The organism is Paenarthrobacter sp. RAF54_2 (genome assembly GCF_052113945.1).
Classification (GTDB): Bacteria; Actinomycetota; Actinomycetes; order Actinomycetales; family Micrococcaceae; genus Arthrobacter.
The window spans coordinates 44748-65699 of the sequence record NZ_JBFRDV010000017.1 but is presented as its reverse complement, the minus strand read 5'-3'; the positions used below and the strand labels follow the sequence as shown (position 1 = coordinate 65699).

Genomic DNA, 20952 nt, shown 5'->3' with positions numbered 1-20952 from the left:
CCGGGAGGCGGAAGTGGYTGGCAAGGTTTGGAATTGCCGGCGGATGAGGAGGAAATTCCATGGTTGGCGGCGAACAGAACCAAGCCAATGTCGGAAGGGGCGCGGAAGAGCAACCCACGTCGGAGACCACCTCGATCAGCATCACGCCAACGTGGGACGAGCCAAGCGTTGCACCCCGGCTTGCACCCGAAGAGCGTGCCTCCGTTGATGCCCTGCCGCCGGACTCTGCCTTGCTCATTGCACACAGCGGACCAAACGCGGGGGCCCGGTTCCTTCTGGACGCCGATACCACTACGGCCGGCAGGCACCCGGACGCAGACATCTTCCTGGATGACGTCACGGTGTCCCGCAAGCACGTGGAGTTCCACCGCACCCCAACGGGCTTCGAACTCGTGGACATGGGTAGCCTCAATGGAACCTATGTGAACCACGACCGCGTGGATCGGGTGCTGCTGAAGAGTGGCAACGAGGTGCAGATCGGCAAGTTCCGGCTGACCTACTACTTCAGCCCTGGCCGCCCGGCGGGCCAAGTCTGACCCCGGGGTACCTGCCTGTGGCAATGGCCCAGCCGGAACGTCGCGGACCGCAGGTCCTGAACATCGGGGAAGTCCTGGCGCAGTTGAGCGACGACTTCCCAGGGATGACTGCGTCCAAAATCCGCTTTCTTGAGGAAAAGGGCCTCATTAATCCGAAGCGGACCCCTGCCGGGTACCGGCAGTACGCGGACAGTGATGTTGAGCGCCTCCGTTTCGTCCTTGCCCTTCAGCGCGACCAGTACTTGCCGCTCAAGGTCATCAAGGATTACTTGGACGCGATCGATCGCGGGCAGCGTCCCGAAAACCTGCCTCCAGGCGTCACGGTGTCACCCCGGGTAGTTTCGGCGGAAATGGCTGCCGAAATCCAAGGCCGTGCCCGCGCATTGACCGAGGAGCAGCTCCGGGCCGAATCGGGTGCAAGCGTACCCTTGCTGGAGTCACTCCTGAGCTTCGGACTAATAAGCCATGTTGGCGGCAAGTTCGACGAACACGCCCTCCAGGTTGCGCGTGCCTGCGTCCAGTTGGAGGGTCATGGTTTGGAGCCGCGCCATCTCCGGCCGTTCCAGGCTGCAGCCGAGCGTGAGTTCGGCCTGGTGGAGAGAGCGGTTGCGCCCCTGACGTCCCGGCGCGACGCCGCCTCCCAAGCACGGGCTGCCGAGGCAGCACGTGAAATCAGCGAACTGTGCCTGACGCTGCACAGGGCGCTCGTCCACGACCGTATCTCCCGGATGGACACCTGATGATCGAAGTTGAAATTGTCGGCGTCCGGATCGAACTGCCATCCAACCAGCCTTTGGTCCTCCTGCGGGAGATCAAGGGTGAACGGCATGTCCCCATCTGGATTGGAACACCCGAAGCCAGCGCCATTGCCCTGGCCCAGCAAGGTGTGGTCCCACCGCGGCCGATGACCCACGATCTCCTGATTGACGTCGTAGAATCCTTGGGGCATTCAATCATCAGCGTTAACATCGTGGCGGTCGAAGACAACATCTTCTACGGGCAACTGCAATTCGACGACGGCACTGTAGTGAGTTCGCGCGCTTCCGATGCGTTGGCCCTTGCATTGCGGGCCAAATGCCGCATTTGGTGCGCGGATGCGGTGATGGAGGAGGCAGGAGTCCGGATCACTGAGCATGACGAAGGCGAAGATTCGGAGCCGGATCCCAGTGTGGACGAAGAACGTGAAATGCGGCGTTTCCGCGAGTTCCTGGACGACGTGGAACCTGAGGATTTCGAAGGCTGAATCACCCTAAGCCTAAAGTTGAGGGTGAAACTTTCGACACGACCGGATTTTGCGCCCGAGGTCTTTGACCTAACGCCCTCCCGGGCCTAACGTCGAAGGTATCAAGTTCCCGTTGCATACACTGCCCGCGCAAGTCACACTGGAAGGTGCCGACTTGTGGGAATTACACGGCTGAATTTCGGCGTTGTGATCAGTGGTAAGCACCGTCCCCAAGGGAACTGAGAACAAGGAGGTCACGTGAGTCCGAAAGGCGAAGCAGGCGAGCTGAAGCAGGCCTCGACCGGCATTGCTGCGCCCGCATCCGGCGCCCAAGGTTTGCTCTTCACAGAGGACCTTCCAGTGCTGGACGAGGACGCGGGCTACCGCGGGCCCACTGCCTGCAAGGCTGCAGGTATCACGTACCGTCAGCTGGACTATTGGGCGCGCACCGGTTTGGTTGAGCCGGCCGTCCGTGGTGCTGCGGGTTCCGGCTCGCAACGTCTCTATGGATTCCGCGACATCCTGGTGCTCAAGGTAGTCAAGCGACTACTTGATACCGGCGTTTCCCTGCAGCAGATCCGCACAGCCGTGGAGCATCTTCGCGAGCGTGGTGTTGAAGACCTTGCGCAGATTACGCTGATGAGCGATGGCGCCAGTGTTTACGAATGTACCTCTGCCGACGAAGTCATTGACCTCGTGCAAGGCGGACAGGGTGTCTTTGGCATCGCGGTGGGACGTGTATGGCGGGAAGTCGAGGGAAGCCTTGCCGCGCTTCCGAGCGAGCACGCCGCCGAGCAGTCCTTTCCGGACGACGAATTGAGCAAGCGGCGCGTTGCCCGCCGTATCGGCTAAATAAGCCCAACTGGATGTCTTGGTAACGGATGAAGCCGCCCCTTGGATAGAGGGTGCGGCTTCTTCCGTCATATGGCTGGTGCGTGGGGGCTAGCGCTGCTGGCGATTCCGCAAGCCGGCTTGGCCCTCAAGCAGGCTCTGCAAGAGTGCGTCGAAGAGTTTTGCGGAGTTCTTGGCTGAATCGCCAGGCCAGTGGTGCACGGAGTGCGCTGCGCCTTGGATTTGCTGCCAGTTTGCCTGCTCCGGAATGTGCGGCGTCAGGAGCAGCTCGCCGAACATGGACTCCATCTCGGACAGCCGGAAGGTGTGCTCTGCTGACCCGGTGCGAACGCGGTTGGCGACGATTCCCGCTGGCGCCAGATGAGGAGCGAATTCCTGTCGGAACAACTGGATGGCGCGCATGGTCCGTTCGGTACCGGCCACGGAGAACAGGCCGGGCTCGGCCACGAGCACTACGCGGTCGCTGGCGCTCCATGCCATGCGCGTGAGCCCGTTCAGCGAAGGAGGGCAGTCCACAAGAATCAGTTCATAGTTGGTGGTTCCTGCAAGAACGGCCGAGAGCCTGCGAAGGTCGCGGCGGCCGAGATCCGGGCGGTCATAGATACCCGTGAACGCGGATCCAACAGCAACGTCAAGCTTGCCGCCGCTGGAACCGTTGGAAACCCAGCTGCTGCTGGCGACGTTCTCGGGAAGTTTCGCTTTCCGGGGACTCTTGAGCATGCGGCCAATGTCCAACTGGTCACCTCGCTGGACGCCGAGTGCCGTCGTAGCGTCGGCATGGGGATCGAGGTCCACCACGAGGGTTGGAATGCCGGCCGCGAGGGCCGCGGACGCCAGTCCGGTGGTCACTGACGTCTTTCCCACTCCGCCTTTGAGGCTGCTGATGCTGACTACTTGCACTTGAAAACCCAAAACCTAACGCCGGTTGCCGTATCGCGCTGTTTTCCGCTCCGGGACCGCCGGAGCCGGGGCTTGCCGAAGCCCCTCCAACATCATATGGGGCGGGGCCGTGGATTCCCGCTTTCTACGCGCCCGGGTGCCGGAGGATGCTGCGGCCATTAGCACGGTGGGGAGTCGCGCGCACGCATATACAGCCCAGATGACGATTCCATTGTGATGGTTGCCACAAAGATTTGTGTTTGATGCTGGCGGCACTACACACTGTGACCACCGACCGATCCACCCGCAATGATGCAGGAGAAGTATGTTTTCGAAAATTCTGGTGGCCAATCGCGGCGAAATCGCGATCAGGGCGTTTCGCGCTGGTTATGAACTGGGCGCCAAGACCGTAGCCGTCTTTCCGCATGAGGATCGCAACTCGATCCACCGGCAGAAGGCCGACGAAGCTTACCTGATCGGCGAGGTGGGCCACCCTGTCCGCGCCTACCTGGACGTCGAGGAGGTTGTCCGCGTCGCCAAGGAAGCCGGCGCCGACGCCATCTACCCCGGCTATGGCTTCCTCTCGGAAAACCCTGACCTGGCCCGTGCGGCCAACGCCGCGGGAATCACCTTCGTGGGCCCGCCTGCCGAGGTCCTGGAACTCGCAGGCAACAAGGTTGCTGCCCTGGAAGCTGCCCGCAAGGCGGGTGTCCCCGTGCTGAAGTCGAGCAAGCCTTCAAAGGACCTCGATGAACTGATCGCGGCAGCCGACGAAATCGGCTTCCCGATCTTCGCCAAGGCCGTTGCCGGCGGTGGTGGACGTGGCATGCGTCGCGTGGAGACCCGTGAAGCCCTCCCCGAAGCCCTGCAGTCCGCCATGCGCGAGGCCGATGCTGCGTTTGGTGATCCCACGATGTTCCTCGAGCAGGCCGTGCTGCGCCCGCGCCACATCGAAGTGCAGATCCTGGCCGACGCCGAGGGTAACGTCATGCACCTGTTCGAGCGTGACTGTTCCTTGCAGCGCCGCCACCAGAAGGTGGTGGAAATCGCCCCCGCGCCCAACCTGGATGAAAACATCCGCCAGGCGCTCTACCGTGACGCCGTTGCCTTCGCCAAGGCCCTGAACTACGTCAACGCCGGAACGGTTGAATTCCTGGTAGACACCGAAGGCGAGCGTGCAGGCCAGCACGTATTCATCGAAATGAACCCGCGCATCCAGGTGGAGCACACTGTCACCGAGGAAATCACGGATGTGGACCTCGTCCAGGCGCAAATGCGCATTGCATCCGGCGAGACACTGGCAGACCTCGGATTGAGCCAGGAGACGGTCTCCATCAAGGGCGCGGCGCTGCAGTGCCGCATCACCACGGAGGATCCGGCCAATGGCTTCCGTCCCGACGTCGGAAAGATCACCGGCTACCGTTCCGCAGGTGGCGCGGGCGTGCGTCTCGACGGCGGTACCGTCTACTCCGGTGCCGAGATCAGCCCGCACTTCGACTCCATGCTCGTCAAGTTGACCTGCCGCGGACGCGATTACCCGGCCGCGGTTGCCCGTGCACGGCGCGGTTTGGCAGAATTCCGGATCCGTGGCGTGTCCACCAACATTCCATTCCTGCAGGCCGTGCTGGCCGATCCGGACTTCAACGCCGGGAACGTGGCCACGGACTTTATCGACAAGCGCCCTGAACTGCTCAAGTCGCACATCTCTGCCGACCGTGGAACCAAACTGCTCACCTGGCTGGCCGAGGTCACTGTGAACAAGCCGAATGGCGAGCTCAAGGTCCACTCCGACCCCGCCAGCAAGCTGCCAGTGATCGATGGTCCGGTGCCCACATCCGGTTCGCGCCAGAAGCTGCTGGAGCTCGGTCCGGAGGGCTTTGCGAAAGCGTTGCGTGAGCAGCAGGCAGTCGCCGTCACGGACACCACGTTCCGTGATGCCCACCAGTCCTTGCTGGCTACGCGTGTCCGCACCCGCGACCTCGTAGCGGCCGGCCCCGCCGTCACGGCGTTGCTGCCGGAGCTGCTTTCCGTCGAGGCCTGGGGTGGTGCAACGTACGACGTCGCGCTCCGCTTCCTTGGCGAGGACCCTTGGGACCGCTTGGCTGCTCTGCGGCAGGCACTGCCGAACACGTGTATCCAGATGCTGCTCCGTGGACGGAACACTGTTGGTTACACGCCTTACCCGGAAGAGGTGACCGAGGCCTTCGTCAACGAAGCAGCGGCTACCGGCATTGACATCTTCCGCATCTTCGACGCCCTCAATGACGTCAACCAGATGGCCCCGGCAATCCGGGCTGTGCGTGCAACAGGTACTGCCGTCGCAGAGGTCGCACTCTGCTACACCGGCAACCTCCTTGACCCCAACGAGGACCTGTACACCCTCGACTACTACCTGGACCTTGCCCAGAAGATCGTCGACGCCGGTGCCCACATCCTCGCCATCAAGGACATGGCGGGACTCCTGCGTCCCGCCGCGGCTGCCAAGCTCGTCTCCGCCTTGCGAGAGCGTTTCGACCTGCCCGTGCACCTGCACACGCACGACACCGCCGGTGGCCAGCTCGCAACGCTTCTGGCGGCCGTCGACGCCGGAGTGGACGCCGTTGACGTCGCTGCTGCCTCCCTGGCCGGGACTACAAGCCAGCCTGCCGCTTCGGCGCTGGTGGCAGCATTGGCCAATACACCGCGCGACACCGGGATGAGCCTTGCCAACGTCGGTGCACTGGAGCCTTACTGGGAAGCGGTTCGACGGGTCTACGCGCCCTTCGAGTCCGGCCTGCCGGGTCCCACAGGCCGTGTGTACCAGCACGAGATCCCAGGTGGCCAGCTGTCCAACCTTCGCCAGCAGGCCATCGCCTTGGGGTTGGGGGAGCAGTTCGAAGCCATCGAGGACATGTACACGGCGGCAGACCGCATCCTGGGCCGCTTGGTCAAGGTGACTCCTTCCTCCAAGGTGGTGGGCGATCTCGCACTGCACCTTGTCGGCCTGAACGCTGACCCTGCGGACTTCAACGAGAACCCGCAGAACTACGACATCCCGGACTCCGTCATCGGCTTCCTTTCCGGCGAACTCGGAGATCCTCCCGGAGGCTGGCCCGAGCCGTTCCGTACCAAGGCCCTTCAAGGCCGCAGCATCAAGGTCCGGGACGTTGAGATCAGTTCAGAGGACAGCGCCGCGCTGAAGGGTGATTCGAAGACCCGCCAGCACACCCTGAACCGCTTGCTCTTCGCAGGTCCTACCAAGGACTACCTCAAGAGCGTGGAGACCTACGGCAATATCTCCGTGCTGGACACCCGTGATTACCTCTACGGTTTCCAGCAGGGCTCGGAGCACGTGATCGAGCTGGAGAAGGGCGTCCGCCTCATTGCCCAGCTTGAGGCCGTGTCCGAAGCTGACGAAAAGGGCATGCGTACGGTGATGTGTACGCTTAACGGCCAGTCGCGTCCAGTGGTTGTCCGCGACCGTTCCGTGGTGAGCAACGTCAAGGCGGCAGAGAAGGCCGACCCAGCACAGCCCGGGCAGGTTGCAGCCCCGTTCGCCGGGGCCGTTACCGTCACGGTCAAGGCAGGCGATGTCGTCAACGCCGGCGACACGGTTGCCACCATCGAGGCCATGAAGATGGAAGCATCCATCACGACGCCGGTGGCCGGCACGGTCTCCCGGATCGCCATCTCCTCGGTGGAGCAGGTCCAGGGCGGCGATTTGCTGCTGGTGATCGGCTAACGATCCACCAACGAAAAACCCCTTCCGGAGGAGTTCCGGAAGGGGTTTTTCGCTTGCTGTAACGCCGTAGCTACTGCGCGCGGGGCGCTGAATACATTTCTTCGATCACGACGTCAAAGTCCTTCATGACTTGGGCGCGCTTGACCTTCAGCGACGGAGTGAGGTGGCCGGAGGCCTCGGTGAAGTCCGCGGGGACTATCCGGAAGGACTTGATGGCCTCCGCTTGGGAAACTGACTGGTTCGCTTTGCTGATGAGGTCCTGGACGGCAGCCCTTACTACCGGGTTCTCGGCGGCTTCAGTCAAAGTGGTGCCGGATGCAAGTCCGTGGCGTTCCAGCCATCCCGGCAAGGCCTCTTCATCCAGCGTGACCAGGGCGCCGATGAACGGGCGGTTATCGCCCACCACCAGAACCTGGGAAACCAAGGCGTCTGCACGGATCTGGTCTTCCAGCAGCGCAGGAACCACGTTCTTCCCACCTGCCGTGACGATGATTTCCTTCTTGCGGCCGGTGATCTTAAGGAAGCCATTGCTGTCCAGCTCGCCGATGTCCCCGGTGCGGAACCACCCGTCGGCAAAGGTTTCCTGCGTGAGGTCTTCGCGCTTGTAGTAGCCACGCATGACACAGACGCCCTTGGCGAGAATTTCGCCGTCGTCTGCGATCTTTACGGCGTTGCCGGGAAGCGGGGCGCCCACGGTGCCAATCCTGATCATGGAGGGTGTGTTGACCGAGATCGGCGCGGTGGTTTCCGTCAGGCCGTATCCCTCCAGGATCTGAAGGCCGATGCCTTGGAAGAAGTGGCCCAGGCGTTCGCCCAAGGGGCCGCCACCTGAGACAGCGTGCGCCACATGTCCGCCCATGGCGTCGCGGAGCTTTCCATAGACGAGTTTGTCGAACACTGCATGCTTGAGCTTCAACCCCAAGCCCAGGGAACCGGCCTGTCGAGCCTTGGAATACTCGATTGCCGTATCCACTGCACGGTGGAAAATGGCGCCCTTGCCGCTGTCCTCGGCTTTGGTCAGTGCCGAGTTGTAGACCTTCTCGAAGACGCGCGGCACAGCAAGGATGAATGTCGGCTGGAAGCTCTGCAGGTCGGCCAGCAGATGCTTGATATCCGGAGTGTGGGCTACTTTGACGCCCCCTGCGACGGCCAGCACGGAGATAAACCGCGCAAAGACGTGGGCCAGCGGGAGGAACATGATGGTCTTGGCGGACTCGTTGATGATCTCGCCCAGCGCCGCACGGGCATTCTCGGAGAGCTCCACGAAATTTCCGTGGGTCAGCTCGCAGCCCTTGGGCCTTCCTGTGGTTCCGGAGGTGTAGATGATGGTGGCAAGGTCCGTCAGGCCTGCAGCGGAGCGGCGCGTCTCCAGTTCCTCATCGGTGACACTGGTGCCAGCGGAGCGAAGGGCATCAAGGCCGGCACCCTCAAGCTGCCAAACGTTCGCCACTGACTGGATGTCTTCGGCTGCGACAGCTTGCCTGATGATGTCCTCGTGGTGGGCGGCTTCACCGAAGGCGGCCACAGCACCGGAATCGCCCAGGTTCCAGGCCACCTGCGATGGGGAAGAGGTCTCGTAAATCGGGACAGAAACGGCTCCTGCGAACCAGAGGGCAAAGTCCACCAGCGACCATTCATAACGGGTCCGGGACATGATGCCGACGCGGTCGCCGGCACCCACTCCACTGGCGATAAGGCCCTTTGCCAAGGCCCTGACATCGGCGAGGAAATCGGTGGCCCGGATGTCCTGCCATTGTGCGTTGCTGTCCAGTTTGGCGAACAGAGCCGGGTTTGAAGGCTTGGCCGCTTCCCGCACAACGAGGTCCGTGATGTTGGTTTCAGGGGCAACATTGACAAGAGGCGGAACACTGAATTCACGCACGGTAGCTCCTTTGATATCCATGGGCCGCGAGAGGCTGCTTTCACTCTAGTATGCCCACCCGCGGAGGTGTGTCCTATTTAACCTACTGGCGAGTAACTTTACGGATGACCGTCCGTTTCGAGCAACTTGGCGTTGTCCAGCGCTTGGCGATGTCTGCCTCCCCGGGCCCGGCAGAATAGGATGTTGGGATGCCTTCATTACGGTCCAGTTCCCGTGCCCGGCCCCGGCCACCAGTCGCTGCCTTGAAGGATGTTCCCTGGGCTGGGCGCAGGAGTCATTTGGGCCGGCGGGGGCTGGCCATCGGCATTGACATCGGCGGCACCAAGGTAGCTGCAGGGGTTGTTGACGCCGAGGGCAGGATCCTTGCCGAGGCACGCAGGTCCACGCCAGGCGCGGACCCCCGGGCCGTGGAGCAGACCATCGTGGAACTCGTTGATGAACTCAGCGCAGAGCACCGGATTGCCTCCGTGGGTATTGGCGCGGCCGGTTGGATGGACCTCGACGGCGGTACGGTACTGTTCAGTCCGCACCTTGCCTGGCGCAACGAGCCCCTGAGGGAAAGCCTGCAGAATCTGTTGAGGCGCCCGGTTTTACTAACGAACGACGCCGACGCAGCCGCCTGGGCGGAGTGGCGCTTTGGCGCCGGCCAAGGTGAGAGCCGCCTGGTGTGCATCACGTTGGGCACGGGCATCGGCGGCGCAATGGTGATGGACGGGAGGGTTGAACGCGGCCGCTACGGTGTGGCAGGCGAATTCGGTCACCAGATCATTTTCCCCGGCGGGCACCGTTGCGAATGCGGCAATCGTGGCTGTTGGGAGCAATACGCGTCGGGGAACGCCCTCGGCCGTGAGGCCCGCCAATTGGTGCGAACCAACTCGCCTGAGGGCCGCGCACTCCTTGAACGCGCAGGCGGTGTGGAGGAGAGCATCACCGGCGCTGCAGTTACAGTGTTGGCGCTTGCCGGGGACTCCACGTCAAGGGAACTGTTGGCGGACCAAGGTGAATGGTTGGGCTTGGGGCTGGCCAACCTGGCGGCGGCACTGGATCCCGGGATGTTCGTGATTGGAGGCGGATTGTGCGACGCCGGGGACCTGCTCGCCGGACCGGCCCGTGAAGCATTCGCCCGGAATTTGACGGGGCGTGGATTCCGTCCGATGGCAAGGATTGAGCTCGCCGCTCTGGGACCCCGTGCAGGCATGATCGGCGCTGCTGACCTTTCGAGGGTCAGCGGCCGTGCCCACAGCTAAGCCGGCCGACAACCAAGTGGGCGCGCGCACCTAGATGCGGGCGCCGTCGTCGTCCTCGTTTTTCTCGTGCGGTAGCCGCATGATCAGGTAGACGACGGAAGCTGCAAAGGCCACCACTATGCCAAGGATGGCCAGCAAGGGTGCCGAACGCCAAAACATCGCCGTAAAAAGCAGGGCGAGGGGGCCGCCTACAGCGCCGATCCATGCCAGCATGGTCAGCGGGTCCGTTCCCACCAGGCTGGGAGGCTCCTCGGGGACGAAGGCGCCGTCATCGTCGTCGTCCGCCTCGAAATCGCGGGGGCCGGAGGGCCTGCCTTCCAGTTGTTCGGGTCCGACTTGCGCCGCCTGGGCATCCGACGCGGCTGCCGCAGCCGGAGAAGACAGGCCCAGCGGATCAAAGTCCTTGAAGCCCCTTGGAGTGTCTTCCTTCGCTGGCCCGGGTCCTGCCTGGTCCGTTTCCGGCCGGCCCGGTTCGGGGGCCTCACCCAAGGGTGAGGATTCCGTTGCTTCCAGCCTGGCCACCAAATCCAACCAGACGGCGTCGTCGTCTTTGTTGGCGCTCTGATCGGCAGAGTTGGGATCAGGCCTGTTCATCGGCTTTGTCCTTTTCGAGGGAAGACCCATCGCCGGCCAGGGCCGCCATGGTCTTTTGGATGAAGTCGACGGTTCCCGTGAAGATTTCAGGGGCGTCGTTGTCAAGGGTCGCAACATGATGGCTGTTGCTGAGGTAGGTGACGTCAACGGGCGCCTGGACCCGTGCACGAAGGAATTCGAGGCTGGCGTTGGAGATGACATTGTCCACTGTGGAGCGAAAGACCCGGACAGGGGAACTGATGCGGGGCAATAGCGCGGCAGTGTCTTTGTACATCTTCTTCAACTCGTGGGCCGCTGCAACCGGGGTGCGGGAATATGCCCCTTCGTCCTGGTCCGGCTTCAAAATGTCATTGGCGATTGCCGGAGTGCTCTTCATGACGTACTTGAGGGCCGCAACGATCACGGCGCGCGGGTCATCAAGTACCAGGCCGGGGTTTACCACAATGGTGCCGGCCACGGGCCGTGTCGCCGCAATGCGCAGCGCCAGCGTTCCGCCCATGGACAGTCCAGCCGCGAACACGAAATCGCATTCGCCTGCCAGTTCCCTGTAGGAATCGTCAACGGCCCGGTGCCATTCACGCCATGAACGCGTGGCCATATCCTGCCAGGTAGTTCCGTGCCCGGGGAGCAACGGAACCCTGACGGCATATCCCGCCGCTGCCAGGTGCTCCGCCCAGGGCCGGACGCTGTGCGGGCTTCCCGTAAACCCGTGTGACATGACGACGCCAACCCGGGGGCCTGAGCCAGTCCAGTTGCTGAGGAACGGGGAGAAATCGGGAAGCATTTTCATGATGACTCTGAGGCTACTCTGTCCGCGGCATGCTGACGGAAAAACTGCGCCGATTCTTCAAAGATGGTGGGTGCATCCACATCCAACGTGGCTACGTGGCCGCTCGCCGGGAGGGTCACGACCTTGAGTCGGGAAGGGTCCATATGCCTGCTGATCATAGCTACGGAAGTGGGCGGGATGACACCGTCCACTGATGATTTGAAGACCAGTGCCGGGGCTTGAATTTGTGGGAGGGCGCGGGTTGCCTGGCGGAAGAGCTTCTTCAGTTCGTGCACTGACTTCAAAGGCGTCTTTGAGTAGTCACCGTCCTGTGTGGCGGCCGCCGTCGGTTTTTCTTCCTCAATGGGTGAGGTGGTGGGCATGACGTACTTGAGTGCTCCGACGTACCTGACCCGGCGATCGTAGAAACTCAACCCTGGGTTCACCAGGACCAGGCCTGGAACATCGTGCAGTGAAGCGAGGCGGAGGGCAACAGCACCGCCCATGGACAGGCCTGCCACAAAACACGTCTCGGTCCGGGCGGCAAGGTCCAGATAGCTTCGCTCAAATGTCCTGTACCAGTCCTGCCATCGTGTGGTGGCGAGATCGTGCCAGCTGGTTCCGTGACCGGGAAGCAAAGGCACTGAAACGGAAAATCCCTGCCCGGCCAGATACTCGGCCCAGGGCAGGACGCTCAGCGGGCTACCCGTAAATCCGTGGCAGATGGCCACTCCGGTGGAAGCATTGGCTCCATGGCCGGGATGGTGGAAAGCGAGCGGCGCGGCTGGTTGGTTGCGTTCCGTCATGGCTCCATCGTGTCACTCTTACCGATATTTCTCACTGGAGTAGGGTTGCTGTTGAGTCCCACCGGCTTGGCCGGAAGGACGCCCGTAAACCGGTCGTGAGAGGACAAACGTGTTCTATTGGGTCATGAAGAGGATCTTTCTTGGTCCTGTTCTCAAACTGCTGTTCCGGCCATGGGTCAAAGGGCTGGACAACGTCCCCGGAAACGGCCCAGCAATCCTGGCGTCCAACCATTTGTCCTTTTCGGACTCCATCTTCCTGCCCCTGATGGTGGATCGGCCCGTGATCTTCCTTGCCAAGTCCGAGTACTTCACTGGCAAGGGCATGAAGGGCCGCTTGACGGCGCTGTTCTTCAGGCTGACGAACCAACTACCCATGGACCGCTCCGGCGGAGCCGCGTCGGAGCTATCGCTGCAAGCCGGGAAGGACGTCCTGAATTCCGGCGGGCTCTTGGGAATCTACCCCGAAGGCACCCGGAGTCCGGACGCCAAGCTCTACCGCGGCAAGGTGGGTGTTGCGCGGCTCGCGCTCCAGACCCGTGTCCCTGTGGTGCCGGTGGCCATGATTGGCACGGAAAAGGTCCAGCCCATTGGCAAGAGGCTGCCCAGCATCCGGCGCATCGGTGTCATCTTTGGGCAGCCCTTGGACTTCAGCCGTTATTACGGCATGGAGGATGACCGGCTCATTCAACGGGCTGCAACTGACGAAATCATGTACGAGCTGATGCGGCTTTCCGGACAAGAGTACGTGGACGAGTACGCAGCTGTGGTCAAGGCCCGCCTGGACGGCAAAGGGCCCGGGACCGTGGGTAAAGTCAAAGCGGCCGAGGAGGCTCCTTCAGACATCGCCGATGACAAGGATGAACCCAAGGAAGACGGGGGAGCGGCCAGCGGGGGACTGTGACGCATTCGGCAGGGACAGTTACGCCTGCAGTGCCCCAACCTTGGCGGAGGCTACTACTCTTGAAGGGTGACTGAGCTAACCGCGAACACCGCACCCCCTGTAGTAGACCCACTCGCCAGCACCGCCCAGAGTGGGGCTGCAAATTACCCCGGCCTTGACGCCTGGCGGGACCTGCCGATTTCCCAGCAGCCCACGTGGTCTGACTCCGAGGTCTTCAAGGCCTCCGTTAAGGAACTTTCCGTCGTTCCGCCTTTGGTATTTGCCGGCGAAGTTGATGTTCTTCGGGAGCGCTTGGCTGCGGCCGCCCAGGGCAAGGCTTTCCTCCTGCAGGGTGGAGACTGCGCAGAAACCTTTGAAGCCGCTACCGCGGACAAGATCAGCGCACGCGTCAAGACGATCCTCCAGATGGCCGTCGTGCTGACGTACGGTGCGGCGATGCCGGTCATTAAGATGGGCCGCATGGCCGGCCAATTTGCCAAGCCACGATCGTCCAACGATGAAACCCGCGACGGCGTGACGCTTCCCGCATACCGCGGAGATATCGTCAACGGCTACGACTTCACACCCGAGTCCCGCGCGCACGACGCCGGCAGGATGCTGAAGGCCTACCATACGTCGGCATCCACACTTAACCTGATCCGGGCATTCACCCAAGGTGGCTTCGCGGATCTTCGGCTGGTCCACCAATGGAACAAGGGCTTCACTGAGAACCCGGCGCATGCCCGGTACGAGTCCCTTGCCCGCGACATTGATCGCGCCATCATGTTCATGGACTCCTGTGGTGCTGACTTCGAGGCGCTCAAGCGGGTTGAGTTCTTCGCCAGCCACGAGGCACTGCTGCTCGACTACGAACGCGCACTGACCCGCATCGACTCCCGCACCGGCCTGCCCTACGACACTTCCGCCCACTTCCTCTGGATCGGCGAGCGGACCCGCGAACTTGATCATGCCCACGTGGACTTCCTTTCCCGTGTACGGAACCCCATTGGAGTCAAACTCGGCCCCACCACCAGCGGCGACGATGCCCTGCGCCTCATCGACAAGCTGGACCCGAACCGCGAACCCGGGCGCCTGACATTCATTACCCGCATGGGTGCCACCAACATCCGCGAAAAGCTGCCGGCCGTCGTCGAGCGCGTTACTGCCTCCGGTGCCCAGGTCCTGTGGGTGACGGACCCGATGCACGGCAACACGGTGACCTCGCCAAACGGGTACAAGACCCGCAACTTCGACGACGTCATCGATGAAGTACGTGGATTCTTCGAAGTACACCACTCCTTGGGAACGGTTCCGGGTGGTCTGCATGTCGAAATGACCGGCGACGACGTCGCTGAGTGCCTTGGTGGTGCAGATCCCATCGATCAGGACGCTTTCCTGGACCGCTACGAGTCTGTCTGCGATCCGCGCCTGAACCACATGCAGTCCCTCGAGATGGCCTTCCTGGTGGCAGGAGCTCTCTCCAAGAGGTAGCAGATATAAGAAAGGTGCGGTCCGGATGAATTCGGACCGCACCAGTTTCAATATTCTGCGACTAGGGTGGACCGGCTAGACCACCGTTAGGTTAACGGTTGACCCTTCCGGCGCTTCTGGGCCTGCTGGGCTCTGGTCTCGGACGATTCCCAAGAAACCGCCGAGGACATCGGTGATCTTGACTTCGAAACCCAATTTGCCAAGCTCCTCCACGGCCTTCTTGGCCTGCTGGCCAACGTAATTGGGGAGTTTGACCATTTTGGGTCCCTTGGACAGCGTCAGGGTCACCGTTTCACCGCGGACGAGCGTGCCGTTGCCAGGGGACTGCGCCACAACGGCGCCCTTGGGCACAGATTTGTCGTTGACCGTCTCTGGGGCTACAGCGGCCTTCAAACCGGCATCCTGAATTGCTTTCACGGCAGCATCCTGCGGCAAACCCCGAACATCGGGAACGGGGATGGGCTGGGGTCCTTTGGAAACAACGAAGGAAACCGGCGTGCCGTGGCGGACTTCTTTGCCCGGGGCAGGGTCCTGGGAGATGACAATGCCTGCGGGGATCTTTTCGTCAAAAGCCTCTGTGACGTTGCCAAGGGTCATTTGGGCGGCGTTAAGGGCCGTCTTTGCGTCATCCAGGGTCCCACCTGTTAGCCCGGGGAGCGCGAAGAGCTGTGCACCTTTTGAAACGAAAAGCGCGATGGTTTGAAACTTCCGTACCACTTCCCCGGATTTGGGTTCAGTCCCGACGGCGAGTCCGGCTTGGACGTCGTCGTCGAAGACGTCCTTGGGTTCGGACTGGAAACCTGCGGTTCGCAGGAGTTGTTGGGCCTCGGCCACCGTCTTGTTCTTGACATCGGGAACGGTGCCTGGAGATCCAGGCCCCATGCCGAAGAACCATCCGGCAGAACCTGCCAGCAGCGCCAGGATCACGATCACGACTGTCCAAATGACAGCGCGCCGCCGGGGATTGCCTTCACGCAAGGGACGCATCGGGGTGGCAGCAGCCCGGGCCTGGTCTTTAGCCTGTTGCCGCTCCAGCTTCTTCTGCTCCCGTTTGCTGGGCTGGCGCGGGTCATCGTCCACACCGGGAAGGGCCAGGCCGTTGCGTGGTTGCCGTGCAGATCCTGCCATCACGGTTGTCGGGTTGCTCTGGTGTGGGATGAATTCGGTGGGCGATGCTGTCGTGGCAAGGGCCTCGGTGGGATTCTCTTGCGGGGTGGCTCCCTGCCGAGCGGCGCCGGAAGCGCGACCCGCCGAACCCGCTGCCCCAGCAGCAGCGGCAGGGGAGAGGGGCCGGGAGGAGGGCTGTCTGTGGTCCAGTTGTTCGTCGCTCAGTGTGGTCCGGATGTGGCGCAGTTCCGACAGCAAGGCGGAGCCGTCCACGGGCCGGTTTTCGGCGTCCACAGCAGTACACCACTGCACCAGTTCGTCCAGGTCTTCGGCAAGACCGGGAGCAGCCTCTGAGGGGCGGCCAACCACGGCGTTGACGTGCTGGTATGCAACTTGAATCGGGGACTCCCCAGCATATGGCTGCTTGCCTGTGAGCATTTCGTAGAGCATGATGCCCGCTGAGTAGACGTCGCTGCGGGCATCGGCGGGTTTGCCGAGCACCAATTCGGGAGCGAGGTACGCGACCGTGCCGATCAAGGCGCCTGTACTTGTGGTGGCCGTGACAGCCCGGGCTAATCCGAAGTCGCCTACCTTGATCCGGCCGTCGTCCGCTATGAGCACGTTCTCCGGTTTGATGTCCCGATGGATGAGTCCTGATCCATGGGCTGCCGCTAAACCTTCGATGACGGGATCGATCAGAGCGAGGGCCAGGCGCGGTGGAAGTGCACCCTGCTGGTTGATGACGTCACGAAGTGTATGGCCTTTGACGTACTCCATCACCAGATAAGCGATATGCCCGTCTTCGCCCTGGTCCAGCACGCTGACAACGTGGGGATGGGACAGGCTCGCAGCGGCCTTGGCCTCGCGGCTGAGTCGCTCCAGGAACGTCTCGTCATTGGCCAGGTGCGGGTGCAGGACTTTGAGGGCCACGTCGCGCTCCAGGCGCTGGTCCGTGGCCAGGTAGACGGTGGACATTCCACCTCTTGCAAGGCGTGATCGGACGTTGTAGCGCCCGTCCACGGTGGTCCCGATGAGGTGGTCCTGCGTTGGTTCCTGCACCATACGATCCTAAACGAGGCAGGGAAGAGGCCCGAATCCGCAAAGGACCCGGGCCTCGTCCGAAGGTGCTTGGGAACGGCCTAGCCGAAAGTACGTTGCCGGGCCTTGATCGATTCGACGTAGCGCTTGGTGTCGTCGTACATGCCGTACTTGCTGACCGAGTACTGCCCTTGGTAGTAACCCGCAATGGCGTTGTCGAGGTCTTTGCTGGTGGCGATGAGTGCCCTGATGATGGCGACGCCGGCCGTTGCATTGTCATAGGGATCCAGGAGGTTGAGCTTGCGGCCTACCAAATCAGATGCCCATTGGCCGGAGGAAGGAATGACCTGCATGGTTCCAATGGCGTTGGCGGGGGAGACTGCACGCTGGTCGAAGCCCGATTCCTGTTCGGCGAAGGCAAGTGCCAATGAGGGGCTGACTCCCATGCGCCGGGCGGTATCAGCCACGATTGTTTTCATTTCATCACGGCTCGGGACAGGCGAAGCGTTCAGCAGCGCCTTGTTCTCGTTGGCGGAGCTGACGACAGCGGGCGGGTACGTAAAGCCGAGGAACGAGCTCGGCACCAGGGGCTTGGTTTCCCCGGCGGGCTGCAGTGACGTAGTGCCGGGAATGGTGAGCTTCTGTCCGGGGTAAATGACGGTCGTTGCCGAAACTGTATTGACGCTCATCAGCGCTGACAACGAAACGTTGTGACGCGATGCAATGGAGCTCAGGGTGTCGCCGGCTTTGATGGTGTAGGAGCCCGTGTTGGCCACGGGAGTGGCCGCAGGTGCCGGAGCCGGGGCAGGAGCAGGGGGAGTCACGGGCGAAGAGTCACCACTCACCTTGATCTTCTGGCCAGGGTAGATGATGGAGCTGCCACTGAGATTGTTCCAGCTGAAGATGCTGGACAGCGGGACACCGTACCGGGCGGCGATCGCGCCCAGCGTATCGCCAGAAACCACCGTGTAGGTGGTGGCATTTGAAGGCGCGCTCGGCGCCGGCGCGGGCGCCTGGTCAGGGGCGGCCGGGGCAGTGCCAGTGAGTTTGATGGTCTGGCCCGGGTAAATAAGCGTTGTTGCCGTGAGCTTGTTCAACTGCAGGACGGCGGACGTGTCCAGGTTGAAGCGGCGTGCAATGGCACTGATGGTGTCTCCGCGGACGATCTTGTAGGTGTCCGGCACGGAGGGGGCCATGGGGCGCAGGGCGGACGGAAGCGTCGCCGCAACCGCTTGGGCGGGAATCACATTGCCCACTTTGGTGGCCTGGGCCTTCATGGCTGCAGCGAGGGTAGCGGGAATCTTGCGCGGCTGGGGTGCCGGTGCAGCCGTGGCTGGCTGGGCCAAGGCAAGCGAGGACAAAACCACGGCGGGAAGCGCAGCCGTGGTTGCCGCAATAACCGGCATGCTCATGGTTCGTTTCGGCGAGCGGGGCGTCGTCATGGAATGTGTCCTCATCTCAGCAGCGGGAGTAGTTTGTGTTGCCGCTGTTACCAGTGTTGCCAATGTTACTGATGTTATCAATGTTGCAAGTGTGATCAGTGTGAATCTCTCACACTTATTCATCAGGCACAACAATTCGCGCGCTTTGGAAATCTCCTCGCCGAATTCACCCCCATGAAAAGGCGACTTTCTCCCGCGTGGAGGGTCGCCGTCGTACTTCGGCTAGGCGACAGGCAGCCCGGCGTGGCAACCTTGTTCCGTGAGTAATGTAGAAAGCCTTGTTTCCGACTGGTTGCCGCTGCCGGATGTCGCCGAGCTGCTCGGAGTTTCCATCACCAAAGTCCACGGACTGTTGGATGAGCGTGCGCTGGTTGCCATCAGGCGGGGGGAGCGGAATATCCGCTCGATTCCGGCGCTGTTTATTCAGGATGGACACGTCGTGGACAGCTTGAAGGGAACCATTGCGGTTCTTAGCGATGCCGGTTACAACGACGAAGAACTCATCGTGTGGTTGTTTACCCCTGACGATTCATTGCGCGGACGGCCTATCGATGCATTGCGCGAAGGACGCAAGACGGAGATTCGGCGTCGCGCCCAGTCTCTCGCCTGGTAACGCAGTCTCTCCCGGTAGTCGGTTAGCCGACAGTTGGATTCCGTCATAAGCAGTTAAACAGCGGACGACGGCGGTTCTTGACCGCCGTCGTCGTCTCAACGCCTGGGAAGCGCCATCAAGCGGCCCGGCTGACAGCTGCCTCAGCCAGTTGGCGCAATGCTGTGAGCGGTAATTCTTCCACCGGCAGCTCTTCCAGGGCGGCGAAGGCTTGGTCGCTCAGCTCGTCAATAAGGGACTCCGTGGCATCAAGCGCTCCGCAGTTGACCATTATGTTGCGGATTGTGGAAACATCGTCCTCACCCAGATCCGGTTTCCCCAGCATTTCGTCCAGGTACGTGGCTTGATCCGTGGGAGCCAGGTTAATGGCAAATCCAACGAGCACTGTCCGTTTGCCCTCGCGGAGGTCATCGCCCGCGGGTTTTCCTGTCGTCTCGGGATCGCCGAAAACACCCAGGACATCATCGCGCAATTGAAACGCTTCGCCCAAGGGCAAGGAAAATGCGGAATATGCCTTCAGCAGCTCCTTGGATGCGCCTGCCAACGCTCCACCCAGGGCCAAAGGGTGCTCGGTGGAATATTTTGCGGATTTGTAGCGAATAATCGAGGTGGCGCGGTCCACGGAACCCGCTCGATCGCGTACAGGGCCGGCTACTTCCTCAAGAATATCCAGGTATTGCCCGGCCATTACCTCGGCCCGCATGAGGTTGAAAATGCGGCGTGCTTCGCTTCCTGCTGCTGCCCGGGGTCCGATTTCCGTGAAGGATTCCTCGCTGAAGGAAAGGCACAAATCGCCGGTCAGGATCGCCGCTGCATGGCCGAAGCGTTCATTGTCCAGCGCCCAACCATTGGCCTGATGGAGTTGGCTGAAGCGACGGTGCACACTGGGACCCCCGCGACGCGTATCCGAACGGTCAATGATGTCGTCGTGGATGAGGGCCGCGGCTTGGAAAAGTTCCAAAGCACAACCGGCCGTCAGGATGTCTGAGTCACCGACGGGACCGCCCGCACCCCGCCAGCCCCAGTAGCACATCAGCGCACGGAGCCGTTTTCCGCCAGTGACGAGGTTCGATATTGACCCCATGAGGGGAGCGACATCGGGCGAAATCGTAGCCATCATGTCCTGCTGGACCGCGAGGAACTCATTCAGCTTCCCGGCTACGCCGCCAATAAACTCGAGTTGCTCCGTGTGGAGTTGGGAAACCGGCGTCACTTGACGGACCCGGCCGCCACGTTCGCGCCGATCGTGAACGTGGAAACGCCTTCCTTTTGCCTCACGGAAACATTGACCGTTTCACCGTCACCGCGGATGAAGTCGATCGACGTGACGTTGCCTACGGCTTGGGCGCCCGGAACAACCTTGAACCCTTGCGCTTCAAGGGATGTCTTGTAGTAATCCACCACGCTTTCCGGCGGAGCTTTAACCGTTCCTACGAGCGCAACCGTGGCAGGAGACACGTTTTTGTCAAAGCTGCTGGAGCGCACGGACGTCTTGGGCATCACCGGGATGAGCTGTTCCGGAAAGCCGGGGACCAAGGCGCCCACCGTGGCCGTCGCGCCCGGCACAGGTCCGGCTGATCCGGACGAGTCAGGAGCCTGAGTCGAGGATGAAGGGGATGCCGGGGAAGATGGCGCAGCCGTGGAGGAATCAGAGGAGCTCCCCGATGCGGATGGGGCCGGGCTGCTGGTGGGCGGAGTACAGGCGGAAACCGCCAGGGCGACACTCGCTGCGAGCAGGGCAAACCCTCGCGATTGAGGAGTTCCAAAGAGCTTCACAGGGGGTATCCTTCCTTGGGCTGACGGGGGACTGTGCCTCCAGTTTAGTCAGTGGCCGGGCATAGTATTGCCGTTGTGAGTCAGGAAGCATCCGGTAGCG

General features: G+C 62.0%; 18 protein-coding genes. 9 read left to right on the top strand and 9 right to left on the bottom strand.

Annotated elements, in window-relative coordinates:
* Window positions 1–59 precede the first annotated feature (59 nt).
* The 4 genes from AB4Y87_RS17635 (at window position 60) to AB4Y87_RS17620 (ending at window position 2610) form a co-directional block, all read left to right on the top strand.
* On the top strand, window positions 60–536 hold the full coding sequence (locus AB4Y87_RS17635; RefSeq protein WP_442005600.1) for an FHA domain-containing protein: 477 nt from the start codon (window positions 60–62) through the stop codon (window positions 534–536).
* A 23-nt stretch (window positions 537–559) separates the two neighbouring features.
* Window positions 560–1276: a transcriptional regulator FtsR gene (gene ftsR, locus AB4Y87_RS17630; RefSeq protein ID WP_442005599.1), complete on the top strand. Its 717-nt coding sequence runs from the start codon at window positions 560–562 to the stop codon at window positions 1274–1276.
* Window positions 1276–1779: a bifunctional nuclease family protein gene (locus AB4Y87_RS17625; RefSeq protein WP_216922920.1), complete on the top strand. Its 504-nt coding sequence runs from the start codon at window positions 1276–1278 to the stop codon at window positions 1777–1779. The genes ftsR and AB4Y87_RS17625 overlap by 1 nt, the downstream gene beginning before the upstream one ends.
* A gap of 237 nt (window positions 1780–2016) precedes the next feature.
* Window positions 2017–2610, top strand: coding sequence for a MerR family transcriptional regulator (locus AB4Y87_RS17620; protein WP_275965381.1), 594 nt, complete (start codon window positions 2017–2019; stop codon window positions 2608–2610).
* A gap of 90 nt (window positions 2611–2700) precedes the next feature.
* Here AB4Y87_RS17620 and AB4Y87_RS17615 read toward each other — a convergent pair whose 3' ends face one another.
* Window positions 2701–3510, bottom strand: a complete 810-nt coding sequence (locus AB4Y87_RS17615; RefSeq protein WP_442005598.1) for a ParA family protein — start codon at window positions 3508–3510, stop codon at window positions 2701–2703.
* A gap of 304 nt (window positions 3511–3814) precedes the next feature.
* On the opposite strand from AB4Y87_RS17615, the gene AB4Y87_RS17610 reads away from it, so the two are divergent.
* A complete protein-coding gene (locus AB4Y87_RS17610) occupies window positions 3815–7210 on the top strand; it encodes a pyruvate carboxylase (protein WP_442005597.1) in 3396 nt (1131 codons plus the stop codon).
* 70 nt (window positions 7211–7280) lie between these two features.
* On the opposite strand, the gene AB4Y87_RS17605 is transcribed toward AB4Y87_RS17610, so the two are convergent.
* Window positions 7281–9092 (bottom strand): AMP-dependent synthetase/ligase, encoded by a 1812-nt coding sequence (locus AB4Y87_RS17605; protein ID WP_442005596.1) that lies wholly within the window; start codon window positions 9090–9092, stop codon window positions 7281–7283.
* A gap of 188 nt (window positions 9093–9280) precedes the next feature.
* Here AB4Y87_RS17605 and AB4Y87_RS17600 point away from each other — a divergent pair, with 188 nt between their 5' ends.
* Window positions 9281–10339: an ROK family protein gene (locus AB4Y87_RS17600; protein ID WP_442005595.1), complete on the top strand. Its 1059-nt coding sequence runs from the start codon at window positions 9281–9283 to the stop codon at window positions 10337–10339.
* A gap of 30 nt (window positions 10340–10369) precedes the next feature.
* On the opposite strand, the gene AB4Y87_RS17595 is transcribed toward AB4Y87_RS17600, so the two are convergent.
* The 3 genes from AB4Y87_RS17595 to AB4Y87_RS17585 are packed head-to-tail and all read right to left on the bottom strand — an operon-like array spanning window position 10370 to window position 12508.
* Entirely contained in the window at window positions 10370–10933 is a 564-nt protein-coding gene (locus AB4Y87_RS17595) for a hypothetical protein (RefSeq protein ID WP_442005594.1), read from the bottom strand.
* The gene (locus tag AB4Y87_RS17590; RefSeq protein WP_442005593.1) at window positions 10920–11723 is read right to left on the bottom strand and encodes an alpha/beta hydrolase; all 804 of its coding nucleotides are present in this window, start codon (window positions 11721–11723) and stop codon (window positions 10920–10922) included. Before AB4Y87_RS17590 ends, AB4Y87_RS17595 begins: the two co-directional genes overlap by 14 nt.
* A complete protein-coding gene (locus AB4Y87_RS17585; protein ID WP_442005592.1) occupies window positions 11720–12508 on the bottom strand; it encodes an alpha/beta hydrolase in 789 nt (262 codons plus the stop codon). The genes AB4Y87_RS17590 and AB4Y87_RS17585 overlap by 4 nt, the downstream gene beginning before the upstream one ends.
* Before the next feature lie 109 nt (window positions 12509–12617).
* On the opposite strand from AB4Y87_RS17585, the gene AB4Y87_RS17580 reads away from it, so the two are divergent.
* Both AB4Y87_RS17580 and AB4Y87_RS17575 read left to right on the top strand, forming a co-directional pair.
* Window positions 12618–13409 carry a lysophospholipid acyltransferase family protein gene (locus tag AB4Y87_RS17580; protein WP_442005591.1) on the top strand — a complete coding sequence of 264 codons (792 nt, stop codon included), beginning with the start codon at window positions 12618–12620 and terminating at the stop codon, window positions 13407–13409.
* 66 nt (window positions 13410–13475) lie between these two features.
* Window positions 13476–14879 (top strand): class II 3-deoxy-7-phosphoheptulonate synthase, encoded by a 1404-nt coding sequence (locus AB4Y87_RS17575; RefSeq protein WP_442005590.1) that lies wholly within the window; start codon window positions 13476–13478, stop codon window positions 14877–14879.
* 75 nt (window positions 14880–14954) lie between these two features.
* Here AB4Y87_RS17575 and pknB read toward each other — a convergent pair whose 3' ends face one another.
* Window positions 14955–17048 (bottom strand): Stk1 family PASTA domain-containing Ser/Thr kinase, encoded by a 2094-nt coding sequence (gene pknB, locus AB4Y87_RS17570; protein WP_442005589.1) that lies wholly within the window; start codon window positions 17046–17048, stop codon window positions 14955–14957.
* A 77-nt stretch (window positions 17049–17125) separates the two neighbouring features.
* On the bottom strand, window positions 17126–18466 hold the full coding sequence (locus AB4Y87_RS17565) for a LysM peptidoglycan-binding domain-containing protein (protein WP_442005588.1): 1341 nt from the start codon (window positions 18464–18466) through the stop codon (window positions 17126–17128).
* A 259-nt stretch (window positions 18467–18725) separates the two neighbouring features.
* On the opposite strand from AB4Y87_RS17565, the gene AB4Y87_RS17560 reads away from it, so the two are divergent.
* The gene (locus AB4Y87_RS17560) at window positions 18726–19079 is read left to right on the top strand and encodes an Rv2175c family DNA-binding protein (RefSeq protein ID WP_442005587.1); all 354 of its coding nucleotides are present in this window, start codon (window positions 18726–18728) and stop codon (window positions 19077–19079) included.
* Window positions 19080–19194: 115 nt separating this feature from the next.
* Here the strand turns inward: AB4Y87_RS17560 and AB4Y87_RS17555 are convergent, their stop codons facing one another.
* Together AB4Y87_RS17555 and AB4Y87_RS17550 are read right to left on the bottom strand one after the other, a co-directional pair.
* On the bottom strand, window positions 19195–20289 hold the full coding sequence (locus AB4Y87_RS17555) for a polyprenyl synthetase family protein (RefSeq protein ID WP_442005586.1): 1095 nt from the start codon (window positions 20287–20289) through the stop codon (window positions 19195–19197).
* Window positions 20286–20852: a hypothetical protein gene (locus AB4Y87_RS17550; protein ID WP_442005585.1), complete on the bottom strand. Its 567-nt coding sequence runs from the start codon at window positions 20850–20852 to the stop codon at window positions 20286–20288. Before AB4Y87_RS17550 ends, AB4Y87_RS17555 begins: the two co-directional genes overlap by 4 nt.
* Window positions 20853–20952: the final 100 nt, after the last annotated feature.

What these genes read in the sequence shown, in the direction of transcription:
- ftsR (WP_442005599.1), top strand. Translation starts at nt 560, where the DNA reads ATGGCCCAGCCGGAACGTCGCGGACCGCAGGTCCTGAACATCGGGGAA.
- AB4Y87_RS17595 (WP_442005594.1), bottom strand. Translation starts at nt 10,933, where the DNA reads ATGAACAGGCCTGATCCCAACTCTGCCGATCAGAGCGCCAACAAAGAC.
- AB4Y87_RS17590 (WP_442005593.1), bottom strand. Translation starts at nt 11,723, where the DNA reads ATGAAAATGCTTCCCGATTTCTCCCCGTTCCTCAGCAACTGGACTGGC.
- pknB (WP_442005589.1), bottom strand. Translation starts at nt 17,048, where the DNA reads ATGGTGCAGGAACCAACGCAGGACCACCTCATCGGGACCACCGTGGAC.
- AB4Y87_RS17625 (WP_216922920.1), top strand. Translation starts at nt 1,276, where the DNA reads ATGATCGAAGTTGAAATTGTCGGCGTCCGGATCGAACTGCCATCCAAC.
- AB4Y87_RS17600 (WP_442005595.1), top strand. Translation starts at nt 9,281, where the DNA reads ATGCCTTCATTACGGTCCAGTTCCCGTGCCCGGCCCCGGCCACCAGTC.
- AB4Y87_RS17565 (WP_442005588.1), bottom strand. Translation starts at nt 18,466, where the DNA reads ATGACGACGCCCCGCTCGCCGAAACGAACCATGAGCATGCCGGTTATT.
- AB4Y87_RS17585 (WP_442005592.1), bottom strand. Translation starts at nt 12,508, where the DNA reads ATGACGGAACGCAACCAACCAGCCGCGCCGCTCGCTTTCCACCATCCC.
- AB4Y87_RS17610 (WP_442005597.1), top strand. Translation starts at nt 3,815, where the DNA reads ATGTTTTCGAAAATTCTGGTGGCCAATCGCGGCGAAATCGCGATCAGG.
- AB4Y87_RS17635 (WP_442005600.1), top strand. Translation starts at nt 60, where the DNA reads ATGGTTGGCGGCGAACAGAACCAAGCCAATGTCGGAAGGGGCGCGGAA.